This is a genomic window from Corynebacterium sp. c7Ub_26 (assembly GCF_053760365.1).
This window is the reverse complement of the sequence record NZ_JBSNBL010000004.1, coordinates 106,327-123,687: the sequence shown is the minus strand read 5'-3', so window position 1 is coordinate 123,687 and position 17,361 is coordinate 106,327. Positions and strand designations below refer to the sequence as shown.

Sequence of the window (17,361 nt, the reverse complement as noted above, 5' to 3'; positions counted from 1 at the left end):
GCAGTGTAGCCTAACGCTATGACCTTTGATTCGGTGCGTGCGAGTGACCCTGATAATCCGTCTGCCCCGGAGTGGTTTCCTCTCACCGCAGCGCAGATGGGTATTTGGAACGCGCAGTCACTGGATCCGGCCTCACCGTATTACGTCGTGGGCGAGGTGATGGAACTCGATCCGACGGATTCTCAGCCGGATATTTTGGTTACCGACGTTGTTCAGGCGCTGCATCAGACGATCGCGGAAGCTGAAACGCTGCGTCTGCAGTTCCGGCAGGGGGAGGGTCCGCCGGATGTTCATGCCGACGACTCCCCATGTCAAAGGGTTATCGACGACGCGCCGGGAGAGTACATCACGATCCCCGTTCACGATTTGCGCTCCCATCCGTCCCCCGAGGCCGCCGCGAACGCCTATGTTGACGCCGCGAAAGCACGCTGCGCGGAGGCGTGGTCGGGTCTCGTCGATCGCCCACTCTGCCATTTCGAGGTCCTTCGCTTAGATCACCGCCGGGTGTGGATCATCCAGCTGTATCACCACCTCATTGTCGATGGTTACGCGTCCATGACCTTGGCCCGACGCACGGCTGCTCACTACACCGAGCTCACAGGCGGCAAAACAGCGCGGCCGGCGAAATTTAGCGCGGTGCGTAGCGTCGTTAAGGAAGATTGCGAATACCACAAGTCGGACAACCGGGATCGCGATGCGCAATGGTGGCAGGAGTCGCTCGCGGGGGTTGGCAGCACGCAGTGGCGAGACGAGCTCATCGGCGGGTCCGAGAGTTCCTGCCGGACAACAGTGCTCACGGTGGATGCCGACGAGTTGGACGCGTGGAAAGCGGCGTCCCAGCGCCACGGGACGACGTGGGTGGACTCGTTGTTGGCGGCATACGGCGTGTACTTGCGGCGCGTGCAGGGGGTCGAGGCCGACGAACTGGTGGTCGCCATGCCGTTCGCCGCGCGAGAAACTACAGCTCAGCGGCGTACTCCGGCGATGATGGTCAACATGCTGCCCGTGCGGGTGCCCGTCGACCTCACCACGACGCTCCCCGAAAACGCGCACGCCGTCGAGGAAACAATGCGGACCGTGCGCGAACATCAGCGGTTCCCGGGGTCCGAGGTGGCGACGGCGTATGGGGATTCCTCGATCCTGCGCGGGATCGGCGCCAACTTGAAGGTTTTCGACGCCGCCCTCAAGTTTGGGAAAACGCGCGGGTACCTCCGGAATGTGGCGGGTGGCCCGCCGGAAAACCTTGTGCTGGTTGCCGCGCCGGGTCGGTCTGGTGGCGTGGATCTGAGTTTTGAGACGGTTGCCGACGTTCCCTCGCAGGTTGTTCACCAGCGCTTATCCGATATTCGGGCTGTGGTGAATGCGGGGCTGGGGTTGGATCGGCGGTCGGAGGCTGCTGGCGCGAGCGGTGATTCGCCGGACGAGAACGCTGAGAGCTCTCTGCCCGCTTCGTCCGACATATGTATCCGCCCTGAACAGATCCCGGCCGCTCTTCGTGAAGAGTGGGACCGGGAATCGTTATCCGACGATTCGTCTCGCGGCTCGATTGAGCCACTGGATGGTCTGATCGATTCGCTTGCACAGCGGTGGGGTGATCTAGTTCTGCTGGCCGATGGTTCGCCGGAGTCCTCGGAAACCTCTCCTACTTCCGCGGAAACCATGTACACCGGCTCTGAAATGGTGAAACAGTGTGATCGGCTGGCGGATTCCATCGCGTCGGTCTGTCCTGCAGGTGGCGTCGTTGCCATCGATATGCCGAAGAGCGCAGCCCAGGCAATTGCGGTTCTGGCTTCGTTGCGCGCGCATCGCCCGTTTGTCGTCATTGGCGACGATGCCCCGCAGGAACGACGTTCGTTCATCATGAACGATAGTGGCGCCGCAGCTGTGGTGACGGGACTCGATGACGTTCAGCCTGTCGAGCGCCACGATGACGAGCAGACGCCGCCACACGAATCCGACCAGGCAACATCGGCTGACGAGTTGGCCTACATCGTCTACACCTCCGGCACGACGGGACGGCCGAAGGGCGTGAACGTTAGTCGGCGAGCCCTTGAGCATTTGATCGCAGGCCACCGCGCGCAGCTATTCCCGGTGACATTGGATCATGTCGCGAATAGCCAGTCTCAGGCGTCCGCTACGCTGGCCCACACGGCATCGTTCGCGTTCGATGCTGCCATCGATCAGCTCTCGTGGATCTTCGCCGGCGTGCGCGTCGTCATCTACAACCGCTCCACCGTCGCCGATGGGGAGGCCTTTCACCGCTGCCTCCGCCGTGACAACATCACGATGATCGATGCCACCCCCTCGCTCTTCGGCGCGCTCCTCGCGTCGGGGGTTCCCCTGCTCGACGCGCAAAAGTTGCAGATCAGGGCCGTGCTGCTCGGCGGAGAACCCATGCCACAGCAGTTGTGGAACCAAGTGGCGGCAGCATCGCACGTCATCGGGTGGAATATGTATGGCCCGTCGGAAGCGACCGTCGACGCGTTGTGCGCACGAATCACACCAGGCACGGTGACGGTGGGCTGGCCGGTGCCCGGCATGTCAATTCGCATTTGCGACGCGTCGGGCGAGGTCGTTCCCCCGGGTGAAGAAGGCGAATTGTGGTTGATGGGGGAGCAGATCGCGCAGGGGTACCGGAATAATCCGGACGCGACGGCCCAGGCATTTTTCCGTGCCGACGCGACCGCCAGCCGTCCTCGTACCGACGTCACTACCGACGGCTCCGACGCCGACGCGCTCGTTCCCGCGTATCGGACGGGCGACCGGGTGCGGTGGGTGCCTGGCCGTGGGGTGGCGTTTATCGGGCGCGCGGATAACCAGATCGAGGTGCGGGGGCATCGCGTAGAACTCGAGGAAATCGACGGCGCGCTCGCTGCCCTTCCGGGCGTTCGTGCAGCGGGCACGGTCGCGGTTGCTCGCGGCGTCGGTGATGAGTCCCGTCCCGATGATAAAAGCTCCGCGTCAACAGGGGCTGGCCACGCTCATTCAGGTGCGGCGACGGTGAGTATCCGGGCAGGAGTTGTTCTCGAAGGGCTTGCGGGGAATACTCCGGCGTCCAATAAAAATTCCGATGACCCCCAGCCGAACGCTGATGACATCACGCAGCGTCTTTCCGAGTTACGCCAGCGCCTTTCGCGAATACTTCCGGACTATATGGTCCCGTCCACTCTTGTTGCGGTTCCCCAGATACCGCGGACGTCAACGGAAAAGATTGACCGGCGAGCACTCCGCGAACTGATTGAACAGTCCGGTTTGTCGAATGATCGCGCAGCCGAGCACCAGGGGAGCGGAGACCGCCAGGCCTCAAACACGGAACTCCGGGCTCCCGAAACACCGCGTGAGCTTGCTGTTTCTCGAGTGATCCAGGACGTCATGGGGCAGCTCGCGGACCTTGACGTGGATTTCATCAATCAGGGTGGAGATTCCATTACCGCGCTGGTGGTGGCCGGTCGGTTGCAGCAGCAAGGTTTTGAGATCCGCCCGGCAGATATTTTGTCCGGTCGTCCCCTGGGCGAGATCGCCGCGTCCTTGCGACGGTCGTCGTCAGGTGAGCCGAACAGTGCAGCATCGTCGGCTACCTCACATACCCCGGCGACCAGCACAAATGACCACAGTGATCCAAAGCAGCAACGGAATATTCTGACGGACTTTGGTGTGGTGGACGCCCCGTCGGGAATGGATCGGTCGGCCTTCACTGGTCCCAACCAGCCGATTATGTCGGTCGTGATTCCGTGTGCCTCGGACATGGGCGCCGACGAGTGTCGCGCATGTGCGACGAAGCTGGCTGAGGACGTCCCGGCTCTTCGTAGCATTGCGACGTGGGACACGGATACGACCGGTTCCGAGCAGTTCATCATCCGACGCCATCCTGCTGAGGACGACGATTTCCGCGCGCCCGTCGATCTTGCTGCCGGACGGCCATTCGCGCTTGAACCTGTCGACGGTGGTGTGCGCCTGAGCGTGCATAGTGCGTTGGTGGATGCCGACGGGTTTGCGCAGCTCATCGGTATTGTCGAGGCGCTCGTGCAGCGGTCGGGTCACGGTGACGGACATAGTGACGGTCGCCAACACCGCTATGCTTCGTGGCGTGGGCACTCTGCCCCGGCTCTCCCGTGGGCGCACAGTCGTGCCCGGGCAACAACGACGATTGATCCGTCACTCGCGAAGGCTCTTTTCAGTAACCTTGGAGTGAAATTTGGGCTGTCTGACCAGGATATTTTGACCGCAGCTGCTCTGATAGCCTCGGCGAGTGATCCCGATGAAACCCTCACCGTGATGGTGTTGAGCCGCGCGCTACGTGAACCTTCCGCTCCCGCCACCGGTCAGTCGTTGAACTCCGGGAATGCGGTTGCGCGTGATGTTGTTGGCCGGTTCGCCGCGCCGGGCTATGTCACTGTTTCGCCGTCGGATTCGCGGGCAGAGACTGAGGCGCTCCTGCTCAGCGTGAAAGAGCAACGCGCTACATTCCATGCCATTGATCCCACCGATACATCAGCGAGTACTCCAGCAATCACACTCGAACTAGGCCACATACCTAGCCCCACCGCAGACAAGCACCACACACTCCTCCCAATCCACCACGCCCTTCGCCCCGGCTTCCCAGGCGTCCCACATCTCACGGCCTGGATCACGGGCGCGGGAGTGGGCACGAACACACCCGACCACCACACAGCACCCGTCGGCAATGAACCCGATAAACCATCGCTCAGCATCACAGTCGATGCAGAAACGGATGGCCAGGCGGAACAGCTCGCGGATAGCGTCGTCGAGGCTCTGACAGATCTCGCCGTTGTCGCGTTGAGCGCGGAGGGCAGCGCGTCGCCATCGGATTGTTTAGCCCCCGTGACCAGCGCGGATATCGAGCATTGGCAGCGCCGCTTCGGCGCGCTTCAGAACGTGTACGGTCTCTCGCCGCTGCAAGAGGGTCTGCTGTACCAGGCACTGGATTCCCGCGAGCGCGACCATTACGTGATCGCCGCCTCCATGGCCGTCGAAGGCCCGGCGGACCCCGAACTCCTGCGCACCAGCTTCGAGGCGGTGATGAACCGCCAGGACGTGCTCAAAGCGGCGTTCGATTATGAAACACTCGACCGCCCGGTGCACGTCATTCCACGCACCCCGTGGTGGCAGTGGTCGGTGATCGACGCTCGCGGGCTCCCGTCGCGCGTGCAATTGTCGCTTATCGACGACGTTGTGGACCGGATGGCTTCCCGCCAGCTCGATGTGACGCGCGGGAATATGGTCGCGGCGACCCTGGTGAGGTTGGGCGATCGGCGCAGCCAGCTGGTGTTGGGGAATCATCATATTCTTACCGACGGGTGGTCCACGACGATCCTCTTGCGTGAGTTGATGCATGTGTACAACCGCGCTGCAGAGCTTCTGACCAGCGGAAATGCCGACGATGTGGAGGATACGCTCTCACACGCCATCGCAACTGCCATCGCCGAGTTGCCGCCACGATACCCGTACGGCCAATTTGTTGAGGACATGCAGCCCCGAGTGAAGGCTGACACCGAGCTGTGGATTGATCACGTGGCAGGTTTTGACCATGCAAGCCGAGTCATTGATGCACTCGCGCCCACCGCCGACCCGGACGCCTCAGCGACTGATAACGACTCCGGCGAGGAATATTGCATTGTACAGCTCTCTGAACAGCAGAAAGCTGACCTATCCCGCTGTGCCCGCACTGTCGGTGTCACCCCCAACACGCTCATTCAGACCGCGTGGGCGTGTGTCGTTGCGGTCCTGACCGGCCATGACGACGCCGTCCTCGGTGTGGTCACCTCGGGCCGACCCAGCGAGCTCGACGGTATCGACAACACGATCGGCCTCTTCATCAACACCCTTCCCGTGCGCGTGGATCTGCACGGCGACTCGCTGGCCTCGATCCTGCGTACTCACGCGCGCGCCCAGGCCGAGTTGGCGGACCACACGTCGGCCTCCCTCGCCGATATCGAGCGCCGGGTGGGCGAGTCTCGCGGTGAGGCTCCGCAGTCGGGCCCGCTCTTCGACTCATTGGTGGTGTACGACAACTTCCCCGATGAGTTCTCGGAGACAGACACCCAGCCCGGCCCCCTGCCTGATTCCGACGCCCCCGCGCCCGCGTCTCGCGGTATCCGCATCACGGGCCTGACCACCCGCGGCGAAACCCAGTACCCGTTGACGGTCATCCACCCGCCGGGAGGACCCTTCGATCTGGCCCTGGCCTACCAACCTGGAGTGGTTCCGCAGCAGGTGGCCTGTACTCTTGCCGACGCTCTACGCGCCATCCTGTCACGGTGTGCCACTCTTGCCGACGTCGAATCGCCCGAGTCGTTGCGTGCGATCCGGGACGAGATCGCCCCGATGCTTGATGCTATTCGGCGTGCACCAGGGCAGAAGGCGGACGACGACTCCGCGCAAGACCGTGAGGACCAGCCTACGTCGGAGCTTCCAACGTCGGAACCCACCACGTCGACCCAGCCCAACGCGGAAACTGAACGGCCCGACCAGGACAGCCAACTGCTGCGCGATACCTGCGAAGACATCGCCGGTTTGCTCAACCGCCCGGAGGTGGACCCCGATGTTGCCTTTGAGGATCTAGGAGTTCACTCTCTCATGGCTGTTCGACTCATGGGCAAGCTCCGGAAACGTGGCCACAAGCTGGACATTCAGACGATTGTGGAGGCCGGTTCTCCTCGGGGCATTGTCCGCGCGATCGAGGGCGATTCACCTCAGCCCCCGGCACCCCAGCCAACCGCCCCCACCGACACGCGCGATCACGATTCCCGCCCTCCGTGGATGGTCACGCTCAAAGAGGGCAAAGGCAGCCCCCTCTTCTGCTTCCACGCGATTGACGGTTCGGTGTTCTCCTACCAGGGGCTGGCCGAGTACCACGCGACCGACCGCCCCATCATCGGCATCCAATTCCCGGCGAACATCACTGGTTCGCTCAGCTGGGACAAGGCAGTCGATCTCTACGCGTCCGCTATCCGCGACTACCAGCCCGAGGGGCCGTACACCTTCGCCGGATTTTCCTTCGGCGCGACGATCGCCCACGCTGTCAGCGCACGCCTAAACCAACAACGCGACACCGCCACCAGCCCCGTCGTCGATCTCCTCGTTGTCCTGGATGCCTATCCAGCTCGCGCCGGGCTGACTCCGCCTCCGATTCCGGACGATCTCAGCGTGGACCTTCTTTCCGATATCACCGGTTTCAGTGCTCACGACCTGCGTGCCGACGACACCCTCCGCGAGCGATCGGAGTGCTCCGTTCGGGCGTGCGCGCGATGGATGGGGGAGGTCAGCGACACCCCGGTGTGTGACGTCGTGAAGAAAGTTGTCCTTATTACTGCGGAAAAGGCGCCGATTGCGCGGAACACGTCGGGGGTAGTTGGGCGGCCGAAGTCTGACCAACAAACCAAGTGGAACCCGGCAGAGGCCTGGGAAGATACGGGGGTGCAGTTACGTACGTACTCGTTGCCCCTCGATCACGGCGGCTTGGCTTCATTGGCAGGGTGGCGGCAGAGTGCTCCCACCATCGGGGAGGAATTGGAGTAAACGCCGGCGGGAAACCACGCGAACAGCACACAGCACGACACACCACACACCAACGCACCACGAAGGATGAGGGTTATGACACGAGCAACAATTCCATCGCCGAACGCGAAGGAATACGCCCAGCGTGAGGGGGGTGCGGCCAACGGTTGCCCGTGGGAGGACGTGCAGCGGTACCGGGAGCTGGAGATCTACACGGGCGACACGCACTGGGCGCTATTCGAGCGCGCCCGTGACCACTACAACGATGCGCCCGTCGCGGTGGACCGCTACCGCTCACTGACCTGGAGCGATGTCCGCCACTCGGCCCATAAAGTCGGCAACCTGCTGCGTGGCCTCGGCATTGCAGAGGGCGACGCCGTCATCGTCCAACTGCCCAATGCCGCTGTCCACATGGAAGCGATTTTTGGCATCTGGAGCATCGGTGCCGTTCCCGTCTTCGCCCTCCCCGCACACGGTGCCGACGACGTCGCCCACTTTGCTCGGACCGCACCTGTCGGAGTTCGGATCGCTGCAGTTCCGCGAGATAAGCACGCCAAGCGGGTTGAAAAAGGCCTTCACGAGGAGATTTCAGAACTCACCACCATCAAAATCGACCCTCGCGCCGACGACCCGTGGGGCAACCCCGTCATCAATGGCACCGAAGCCAGCAGCACCGAAGTCAACACCCACACAGACGCCGACGCAGACACCGCCCCCTGGCCTTCACCGGAAACCGACCCACAAGCGCTTGCTTTCCTCCAGCTTTCTGGGGGAACGACGAGCACGCCGAAGCTGATCCCGCGCAGCCACGACGACTATCTGTATTCGGTGCGCCGCTCCGATGAGGTGTGCGATATGCAGCGTGGTGATGTGTTTCTCGTGGTCATGCCGGCGTCACACAATTTCACGATGAGTTCGCCTGGCATCTTGGGTGCGCTTCATATTGGTGCCACGGTGGTGTATGTTCCCGACCCGTCGCCCACCACCATCCGCCGCTACATTCACGCGCACCGTGGCACGCACATGGCGCTGGTCCCGCCGCTGCTGATTAGCCTCCTCAACAGTCGCGACGAGGCCCAAACTCCCGACCCCACGATGGAGACGATGAAAACGGTGTGGGTGGGTGGCGCGAAGCTCAGCGCCTCCGCCGCCGAACGCGTCGCCCCGGAGCTGGGGATTAACCTCCAGCAGGTCTTCGGCATGGCTGAGGGCCTCGTGAATTACACCAAACTGGGCGGCAACATCGATGAGATCGTGAACACCCAGGGCGTCCCCATGAGCCCGGCCGACGAGGTTCGCGTTGTCAACGACGAAGGCGCCCCGGTGGATCGTGGTACGCCAGGTCATCTGCATACCCGCGGCCCGTACACTATCCGCCGTTATCACCGGAACCCGACGGCGAACGCGTCATCATTCACGGACGACGGTTTCTACATCACGGGCGATATTGTCACGGTGTCCGCCGACGGCGCGATCACGGTGACCGGTCGCGCGAAGGACCAGATCAACCGCGGTGGCGAGAAGATCGCCCCGGAGTCGGTGGAGAATTGCTTACTGAAGCACCCCGCTATACACGACGTATCGGTGGTGGGTATTTCCGACGATGTAATGGGCCAGAAGATCCGTGCGCTCATTATTCTTCGCGACGATTACAAGCTGGCAGGTGCGGATGCACCGGAAAACTCGGATGCGGGGAAAGGCCAGGGCGGTCAGGATTCCCAATCGGTGCAGGCCTCCCACCAGCCACTGACGGCAATGGACATCAAGAAATTCGTCCGTGAATCAGGATTATCGCGTTTTGCAGTGCCTGATGTCGTGGAATTCGTTGATGAGTTTCCTTTAACAGGCGTCGGCAAGGTGAGCAAGAAGGATCAGTGACACTACCGTGGTGTGACCCGAACTGCTGGGGGAGATGGCACCTGCTGAAAACTGCGGGGGTATAGGGGCGAAAAATGGCCGAAAATTGACCATATTCCCCCGCACTTTTGCCATGAGGCTGCGATATTGCCCCGCACTTTTGTGAAATGAGGGCGATTAACCGGCTATAGAGGATCTGAAGCTCCACAAATGTAACGACCGATAGGGCGAACCGCTCCTGCTATGTCCGGATTGCGGCCGCTAAACCAGTACCCCCAACACCTCCTCAGCATCAACCACGCGCCCACACCGCCGCGCCACCCAATTAATGGTCGCGGTGTGGTCGTTGCGGGTGAAGTCGGCGATGGCATCGCGCACAAGGAACGGCTGGATATCGTTCATAAACGCGTCCACCGCGCTCACCCCGCACCCCATGTGACCGTACACACCGGTAATGATCAGCTGGTCGCGCTTCGCAAAGGCCAACGCTTCTCGAAGGTCTGTTCGGGCAAACGCCGAGTACCTCCATTTCGTGATCACATGGTGGTGCTTCCGCGGCGCCAGCTCCGGGATAATGTTCGCCTCCGCGTCGGTTTGAATACCCTGTCCCCACAATTCGCGGAGCAGCCCTCGTCTGTACTCCTTTTGCTCCGGCGGCTGGGCCGTGTAGAAAACGGGGATGCCCACCTCGTCGGCGCGAGCAATGAGTTCCCGAATGTTGGCCACCATTGTCGACGCTGGCTCGTCGTCGGGAGTGTATGCGGAGATGAAGTAGTTTTGCATGTCGTGGACCAGGAGGGCCGCGCGATCGGCCTGAAGTGCCCAGTTGACAGAGGGTTTTGCCGTGAGGATGGGGATGCTGTACGGCGCGATGGGTGGGATTGCCACTAGTAAGTTCTCCTTGGGGGGTGAATTGTGGGGGACGTTCCCTTATGGGTGTTGTCTAGGGAAGTTCCGCACGCTATCGTGTCATTAAATTAGGCTAGCCATACTGAATGGTAGATGCGTTGCGGGTTGGTGGCCATCCTGGCCCCAACCAGGTGACAGTCAGCCTCTGTCATAACCCCGTGGCCTGCACTGTTCATACTTTTGTATTGGAGTTTCCGTGAAGCGTTCACTTGTTCGTCCTATGCCCTTGATCGCTCTGACGTTAGCCGGTTCGTTGGTTCTGGGCGCGTGCTCGAATGATAACGACAGTTCCAGCGATTCCACTGCCGCAGATTCAACCAGCCAGAGCGCGTCCGAGGGCACGAAGGATTCGTCGGATGTCAAGGAAGTCACGATTAAGCACGCCTGGGGTGAAGACACCTACCCGGTGAAGCCGAAGAAGATTGTCGCGATGGGTACCTCGGTTGATAACCTCCTCGCCCTGGGCATTACCCCCGACGTCGTTGTTCAGAGCCCGGATGATGCTCAGAACGCTAAGTGGAAGAACGACAAGCTCAAGGACGTTAAGAAGATCGACGCTGAGCCCCGGGAGCTGCCGGTTGAGAAGATCGCCGCCGAGAAGCCCGATTTCATTGTCGGCGATTTCTACCGCATCAATCAGGACGCCTACAACAAGCTGAAGGAAGTTGCGCCGACTCTTCCGGGCATGGGCCAGGATCCGCAGCTGATCGGTTGGAAGCCTCAGCTGGAGGCCTTGGGCAAGATCTACCAGGATGAGGACAAGGTCAAGGACATCGAGAAGAAGGACACCGAGGCCTTCGAGAACGCCAAGAAGGACCTGAAGGGTCTGGACGGTAAGTCAGCGCTGGTGGTTCAGCACCGCAGCGGGAACTTCGGTGTCATTACCGACGAGGCCAACCCCGCCAACCAGTTCTTCACCGACCTGGGTATGAAGCTGCCCGCCGGGTACACGGATGGTTCGATCCCCACTCAGCAGGGCCGCGCCATGATCTCCCCGGAGAACATTGACAAGTTGACCGCGGACTTCATGGTTCTGTTCGCTGCCGACGGGATGGACGCGGTGCGCGCTGTTCCGGGCTACAACGACCTGAAGCAAGTCAAGAGCGGTGCCACGGTTGAGGACAACAAGGCTGTGTCCTCCGCGCTGTATGTTCCGTCCTCCCTGTCCCGCGAGTGGGCTCTGAAGGAAATCAAGCCGGAGCTGAAGAAGGTCTCGGACGAGAAGTCTGATTCGAAGGATGATTCCAATAAATAAGGCTGTTTACCTACTTCATTGCCGACGCTGCTCTGTGGCTGTGGGGTGGCGTATTAGATGAGGGGTTCCCGGGTGTGTCATGTGGCATACCCGGGTTTTCTTGTACCGTACGGGCGTAACGGGTGCCCGATTATTTAAAGGAATGAGCATATGAAACGCAATAGCCGTCACCACGACATTTACCCGATTTCGTTACGTGAGATCACGGTGAGCCGTGTTGAGGACATCACTCCGGGGATGCGGCGCATCACTTTTACAAGCGACCAATTCGACGCCCACCAGCAGGGCGACGTGCACATCCCCGAGATGATCAGCACAGGTTTCGACGACGACGTGCGTTTGATTTTCCCCCACCCGGAGACAGGGGAGCGGCCGGCACCCAGGGCGTTAGGCGATGGCCGCCTGGAGTGGACCGCGGAGATCAACGAGCTATTCCGCACGTACACCGTGCGCCGATGGGATGCCGACGCCGGCGAGGTGGATATTGACTTCGCCCGCCACGGGTCCGGCTTGGCTGAGGCGTGGTCGGAGTCCGTCGCGCCAGGCGACAGTATCTATATGGCCGGGCCGAAGAATTGTGGCGCTCTCCCCGAGGGGGTGGATTGGATGTTGCTGGTGGGGGACGAAACTGCACTACCGGCCATCGGCCGTTGTGTAGAGAGCTACCCTACGTTAAGAGCTTTTGCGGCTATTGAGGTTACCACGCCGGACCGCATTCAGAAGTTGAACATTCCATCCCCCGACGTGGACCTGCATTGGGTGGTGAGGTCCCAAGGCCAGTCACTCGGCAGCTCGCTCGAATCCTTGGAGTGGCCCGAGGGTACGCCGTACGTCTGGTGCGCCGGCGAGGCCGGCCAGCTCCGCAGCATCCGCAAGCTGGTCAAAGAGCGCGGCGTCAAGCCCGAGAACACCCAGATCGTGGGCTATTGGCGCGATGGCAACGCCTCCGCCAGCAGGGCCACCAGTACCATTGCCGCCTACAACCGTCTTTCGGAGATGGCCGACATTGCCCCTGCCTTCGCTGTCCGAGCCGCAGCCGAAGCCGGCATTTTTACCGCGATCGACGCCGGCTTGACCACCCCCGAGCCCCTGGCCGAGAAGGCCGGTATCGCCACTGACCGCTTGGTGAGGTTCATGCGGTACCTTGCCGCCCTGGAGCTGGTCACCATCGAGCACGAAGAACCCAAGTCCACGGATCAATCCTCCCCAGATCAGTCCTCTAACAGTGCAGTGACCTATGGCCTCACTCCCGTGGGTATGGAGCTAGCTGATCCGACCTCACCCGCGGGCGGCTACCTATCGGGCTTCGGCTCCATGCCCGCGATGTCATTTATCCACGTGGGTCAAGGTTTGCGCACCGGGAACCCCGTCCAACTGGGCACATCCGGCCGCACGATGTCCGAGTGGCAGGATGTCAAGCCGGGGCTAGGCAGCCGGTTGGCGGTGGGTGCCAACCTCCGCATGGGATGGGTCGCCCCCGCCGTAGTCGCGGGCTTGGACCTGGGTGACGCGTCTTCGGCGCTCACTCTCGGCCCCGGTGCTGCCGTTCTCGCCGATGAGCTCACCCGCACTAACCCGTCTCTGACGGTCACCATTGTGGATCGCCCCGAGCATGAGGATCTCAACATAGCGGAGGTCAAAAATTCCCGACGCTCCCGGGTCTCCCACTCGTCAGCGCCGGCGGATCAGCTCGACTTCCCCCGGGTCGATGTTGCCGTGGTTCATGATCCATGGGGCTCCAATGGCCCAATAAATAGCCCTGGTGTTATAGCCGATCTTAAAGACACTGTGTCGTTAATCGTTGTGGTTACCCAAGTTCTCGCCGACGACGGCTCAGGCGATGAAGAAGACTACGAAGCAGACGTTCAACGCATGTTGGTGTCGGGCGCGTCGATCCCCACGGAGCGGGACGTTCGGGCCGCTTTACACGACGCCGGCTTCGAAGTAGAGAGCCGTCAGCCGGTCGGATGGGGGCCGATCCGTTTTGTTGCCCGCAGGGTTGGATGATTGCCCTGATGTATGCAATACTGTTCAGGTTGTCTGAGGCAGGTGGTTAACCTGCCCGATTGTGGTAGCGTCGCCATCCCTTTTAGCGATATAGCAAGCGGAAGGCGTGATTCTCACCTGGTCAGCGCACAATTTGCGTGTGACAGGGTGCAGTTACCACCAGCTGTTCAGTGATCATGTCGCCCCGGTGTGGGCGGTGGTGAGGCTGAAGAATCGGGCTAACCATCTCAAAACAGACAAGACCAGGTGCGTTCGGGTCGGAAATCCGGCGCACGAAGCAACAACCCCAGGTCTAGGAGACTCTAGTGATTCAGCAGGAATCGCGTTTGCGAGTCGCCGATAACACCGGTGCACGGGAAATCCTGTGCATCCGTGTGCTCGGTGGTTCCACACGCCGCTTCGCTGGTATTGGTGATGTCATCGTTGCCACCGTGAAGGAAGCAACCCCCGGCGGAAACGTCAAGGCCGGCGACATCGTCAAAGCCGTTATTGTCCGCGCGAAAAAGGAAACTCGCCGCCCGGATGGCTCTTACATTCGTTTCGACGAGAACGCTGCCGTTCTTATCCGTAACGACAATGAGCCACGTGGTACGCGTATTTTCGGGCCAGTTGCCCGCGAGTTGCGCGACAAGAAGTTCATGAAGATTGTCTCGCTCGCCCCGGAGGTGCTCTAAATGAAGATCCATAAGGGCGATACCGTCATCGTCATCTCTGGCCCGGACAAAGGCGCAAAAGGTAAGGTCATTGAGGCTTACCCGAAGCGTGACAAGGTCCTGGTTGAGGGTGTTAACCGCATCAAGAAGCATGTCGCTAATTCAGCACCGGAGCGCGGTGCGGAGTCGGGTGGAATTGTCACCCAGGAAGCTCCCATCCACGTCTCTAACGTGATGATCATCGATGCTGACGGTAACCCGACACGTGTTGGTTACCGTTTCGACGAGAACGGCAAGAAGGTCCGTATCTCCCGACGCACCGGGAAGGACATTTAACCATGAGCGAGAACTACACCCCCCGTTTGAAGACTCGGTACCGCAGCGAGATTCGTGAGACCCTGAACACGGAGTTCGAGTACGCGAATGTCATGCAGATCCCGGGTATCACGAAGGTCGTTGTCAACATGGGTGTTGGCGACGCTGCTCGTGACTCCAAGTTGATCAACGGCGCACTGAACGACCTCACTCTGATCACCGGTCAGAAGCCGCAGATCCGCCGCGCGAAGAAGGCTATCGCTAACTTCAAGCTGCGTGAAGGTATGCCGATCGGTGCTCGCGTCACCCTCCGTGGCGACCGTATGTGGGAATTCCTCGACCGCCTTCTGACGGTTGCTCTCCCACGTATTCGTGACTTCCGCGGTTTGTCGGATAAGCAGTTCGACGGACACGGTAACTACACCTTCGGTCTGTCCGAACAGTCCATGTTCTACGAGCTGGACGTGGACAAGATCGACCGTCCCCGCGGTATGAACATCACCGTGGTGACGTCCGCAACGAATAACGAAGAGGGCCGTGCTCTGCTGCGCGAGCTGGGCTTCCCATTCAAGAAGTAAAGAGCGGTAAGTAGAACCTTTTACTGGCTCTATATAGGGGCGAGTGGTGGTTGATAACCATCCCTCGCCCCTTTTCGTGTGCCCTACAGAAAATATTTGTATAGTAATCCGTTAACGGTAAAAACTAAATAGGGGTGAGCTGTTCATATCTAAAAACTCAACTTTGAAGCAATGTTAGCGAAAGCTGCAAACTTTATGTGCAGCGCATGTGCGTATTTGTGGGTGTCCGACTTTCGCTAATGGGGGTAATGCGGTGTGGTAGTGATTAAACAAAAAGGCTGCAGTCCGGAAGTAATACCGCATACGTAAGTAATTTTATACCGCCTGCAGCATTTGGTTTATGGACCAGTAGCCGCTATTTTCGGTGAACATGTCACTTATGTTGTAGAGGTTTCTCTATGTTTAGGAAGCTTTCACCGGAGCGTGGCGACGGGTGGATACGTCACCGCTGCTCCGCAACATAGGGGCCATCGGCACAACTATTTTACCTCTATGGAATTTTGAGACGCATAACCACAGGCGCGGAAGCGCCGTAAGAACCGGGGGCGAGTCGCGCGCATACGAGGATGGATGTTCGCTCTGGCGCTCGGTGTGGGGCGTGAGTCGTCGGATGCAGAGCCTGTTCCGTGTGAGGTGGTGGCGGTGGTAGCGCGATGGGGTGTGCGCGTCGAAGAAAGCGCTCGTGTTGTACTCCAATACTCGCTCGACTGAAGGCTTGTGGCCTCGTGTCTTGTGAACCTTGTGGGCTGAACTGCAGGTTTCGGGCCGCGAGGGTTTCTCGGGCCGACCTGTAGGTCGTGTATCGATTTGTTGGTTGTGGGTTTGCGGCCTTTTCGGTCTTTTCGGCCGACCGAATTTTATAGACGACGGCCACCCACGTGCATATTGAAAAGTATAACCACCGAAAGCTAACCGTGCGTTTGAGAGTTTTGGCGAGCGTAGAACGGTCGCCCGACGACAGTAGACCGAGCTACGCTCTATCCGACGAACTCGTGAGCGTGTCGCACCCGGTGACGGCGATAATCGAGCACACCAACATGCACAACGCCATGGACAGCGAAGGATCCGAGCCGAGCCCCACCAGCGGGGACACAATCCCGGCCGTCAGGAATTGCAGCGCACCCATCGCGCCGGAGCCCGCGCCCGCGCCGATATCACGGACAGCTTCAACACCTAGGTTAGTCGCGTTACCCAGCAGGAGCCCCGTCGCCGATGTCATCACGAAGAGACAAATGAGCGTCGGCCAGAGCCACGGCCCCAGCAGAGCGTCGATAAGCAAAATTGCCGACGTCGCAACGTAGAGGATAAGCCCGAAGACCAGCACAGATCACACCTCGAACCGGTTCACGAGTTTGCCGTTGAGGGCGGACATTCCCGCGATGGCGAGCGAGTTGATGGCGAACGTGATCGAGTAAACGTGCGTCGGTAGGCCCAGTTGGTCCTGGAGAACGAACGGTGAGGCCGAGATGTAGGAGAAGAGCGTGCGAAACCGACCGCGAACGCGAAGCAGTAACCGATGAAAGCTGGGCGGCCGAAACAGCGGAAAATCGTGGGCAGGAGTTTGCGGATAGTGCCCGGGGTGCGGCGATCAGCCGGCAGGCTTTCGAGCACCACGAAGCGCGAGACCACGACCATGATCACGTTGAATACGGCGATCACCCAGAAAATGCCGCGCCACCCGATGATCGGAGAGAGAAAACCACCCAGCAACGGGGCCATCGCCGGCGCGAGGCCCTGGATCGCCATCAGTGCGGAGAAAGCAGAGGCTGCAGCCCTGCCGTGCGCGACGTCGGGAATGACCGAACGAGCGACGACGACGGTGGTCCCGCCCGCGATGCCTTGGAGTAGCCGGAAGGCGATCAGCAAACCGATCGACGGGGTGAGCATACATCCGGCGGAGAAGAGGAAGAACAGTAACGAGCCGATCACCAGGGGATGGCGACGTCCTACCCCGTCGGAGACAGGCCCGGCGAACAGCTGACCGACAACAAGGCCGATCATGAACGCAGAGAGCGTGAGCTGCACCGACGAGGCCGTCGTCGACAGGCCTTTCGCGATGTCGATGAACGTGGGCAGGTATATGTCCGTACCCAGTGGGCCCGCCGCGGACAGCAGCGCGAGCGACGTTAGAACAGCAGCGGTGAGCTGGTTCTTCTTCGGCACCGTGGGGGAATGCGTATCCGTGGATTTCGGGTCTGCGGAGTTCGCGTCCGCTGGGTTCGCGTCCGCGGAGTGGACGTCGACACGTTCGACCTTGCCCACTGACGAC

At 60.7% G+C, this 17,361-nt stretch carries 11 protein-coding genes; 8 read left to right on the top strand and 3 right to left on the bottom strand.

Features of this window, described 5'->3' with window-relative positions:
• Nucleotides 1-18: 18 nt before the first annotated feature.
• Together ACWORE_RS07950 and ACWORE_RS07945 are read left to right on the top strand one after the other, a co-directional pair.
• Complete coding sequence (locus tag ACWORE_RS07950; protein WP_455303465.1) at nt 19-7,539, top strand: condensation domain-containing protein; 7,521 nt, start codon at nt 19-21, stop codon at nt 7,537-7,539.
• Between the two features lie 75 nt (nt 7,540-7,614).
• Entirely contained in the window at nt 7,615-9,396 is a 1,782-nt protein-coding gene (locus ACWORE_RS07945; RefSeq protein ID WP_455303463.1) for a (2,3-dihydroxybenzoyl)adenylate synthase, read from the top strand.
• Between the two features lie 240 nt (nt 9,397-9,636).
• Here ACWORE_RS07945 and ACWORE_RS07940 read toward each other — a convergent pair whose 3' ends face one another.
• On the bottom strand, nt 9,637-10,263 hold the full coding sequence (locus ACWORE_RS07940; RefSeq protein WP_296137787.1) for an isochorismatase family protein: 627 nt from the start codon (nt 10,261-10,263) through the stop codon (nt 9,637-9,639).
• 217 nt (nt 10,264-10,480) lie between these two features.
• Between ACWORE_RS07940 and ACWORE_RS07935 the strand changes: the two genes are divergently transcribed.
• From ACWORE_RS07935 to ACWORE_RS07910, 6 genes are all read left to right on the top strand, one after another.
• Complete coding sequence (locus tag ACWORE_RS07935; protein WP_455303461.1) at nt 10,481-11,539, top strand: ABC transporter substrate-binding protein; 1,059 nt, start codon at nt 10,481-10,483, stop codon at nt 11,537-11,539.
• A 150-nt stretch (nt 11,540-11,689) separates the two neighbouring features.
• Nucleotides 11,690-13,546 (top strand): siderophore-interacting protein, encoded by a 1,857-nt coding sequence (locus tag ACWORE_RS07930; RefSeq protein ID WP_455303460.1) that lies wholly within the window; start codon nt 11,690-11,692, stop codon nt 13,544-13,546.
• A 305-nt stretch (nt 13,547-13,851) separates the two neighbouring features.
• Nucleotides 13,852-14,220: a 50S ribosomal protein L14 gene (gene rplN / locus ACWORE_RS07925; RefSeq protein WP_012732418.1), complete on the top strand. Its 369-nt coding sequence runs from the start codon at nt 13,852-13,854 to the stop codon at nt 14,218-14,220.
• On the top strand, nt 14,221-14,535 hold the full coding sequence (gene rplX / locus ACWORE_RS07920) for a 50S ribosomal protein L24 (protein WP_012732417.1): 315 nt from the start codon (nt 14,221-14,223) through the stop codon (nt 14,533-14,535).
• A 2-nt stretch (nt 14,536-14,537) separates the two neighbouring features.
• A complete protein-coding gene (gene rplE, locus ACWORE_RS07915; RefSeq protein WP_296105180.1) occupies nt 14,538-15,092 on the top strand; it encodes a 50S ribosomal protein L5 in 555 nt (184 codons plus the stop codon).
• Nucleotides 15,093-15,662: 570 nt separating this feature from the next.
• Nucleotides 15,663-15,803, top strand: coding sequence for a hypothetical protein (locus ACWORE_RS07910; protein ID WP_455303459.1), 141 nt, complete (start codon nt 15,663-15,665; stop codon nt 15,801-15,803).
• Nucleotides 15,804-16,062: 259 nt separating this feature from the next.
• Here ACWORE_RS07910 and ACWORE_RS07905 read toward each other — a convergent pair whose 3' ends face one another.
• Together ACWORE_RS07905 and ACWORE_RS07900 are read right to left on the bottom strand one after the other, a co-directional pair.
• A complete protein-coding gene (locus ACWORE_RS07905) occupies nt 16,063-16,416 on the bottom strand; it encodes an MFS transporter (RefSeq protein WP_296105184.1) in 354 nt (117 codons plus the stop codon).
• A gap of 20 nt (nt 16,417-16,436) precedes the next feature.
• Nucleotides 16,437-17,354: an MFS transporter gene (locus ACWORE_RS07900; RefSeq protein WP_455303458.1), complete on the bottom strand. Its 918-nt coding sequence runs from the start codon at nt 17,352-17,354 to the stop codon at nt 16,437-16,439.
• Nucleotides 17,355-17,361 lie beyond the last annotated feature (7 nt).

Excerpts from the sequence above, each read along its gene's own strand:
- ACWORE_RS07950 (WP_455303465.1), top strand. The coding sequence starts at position 19 with ATGACCTTTGATTCGGTGCGTGCGAGTGACCCTGATAATCCGTCTGCC.
- ACWORE_RS07910 (WP_455303459.1), top strand. The coding sequence starts at position 15,663 with ATGTTCGCTCTGGCGCTCGGTGTGGGGCGTGAGTCGTCGGATGCAGAG.
- ACWORE_RS07930 (WP_455303460.1), top strand. The coding sequence starts at position 11,690 with ATGAAACGCAATAGCCGTCACCACGACATTTACCCGATTTCGTTACGT.
- rplX (WP_012732417.1), top strand. The coding sequence starts at position 14,221 with ATGAAGATCCATAAGGGCGATACCGTCATCGTCATCTCTGGCCCGGAC.
- rplE (WP_296105180.1), top strand. The coding sequence starts at position 14,538 with ATGAGCGAGAACTACACCCCCCGTTTGAAGACTCGGTACCGCAGCGAG.
- ACWORE_RS07945 (WP_455303463.1), top strand. The coding sequence starts at position 7,615 with ATGACACGAGCAACAATTCCATCGCCGAACGCGAAGGAATACGCCCAG.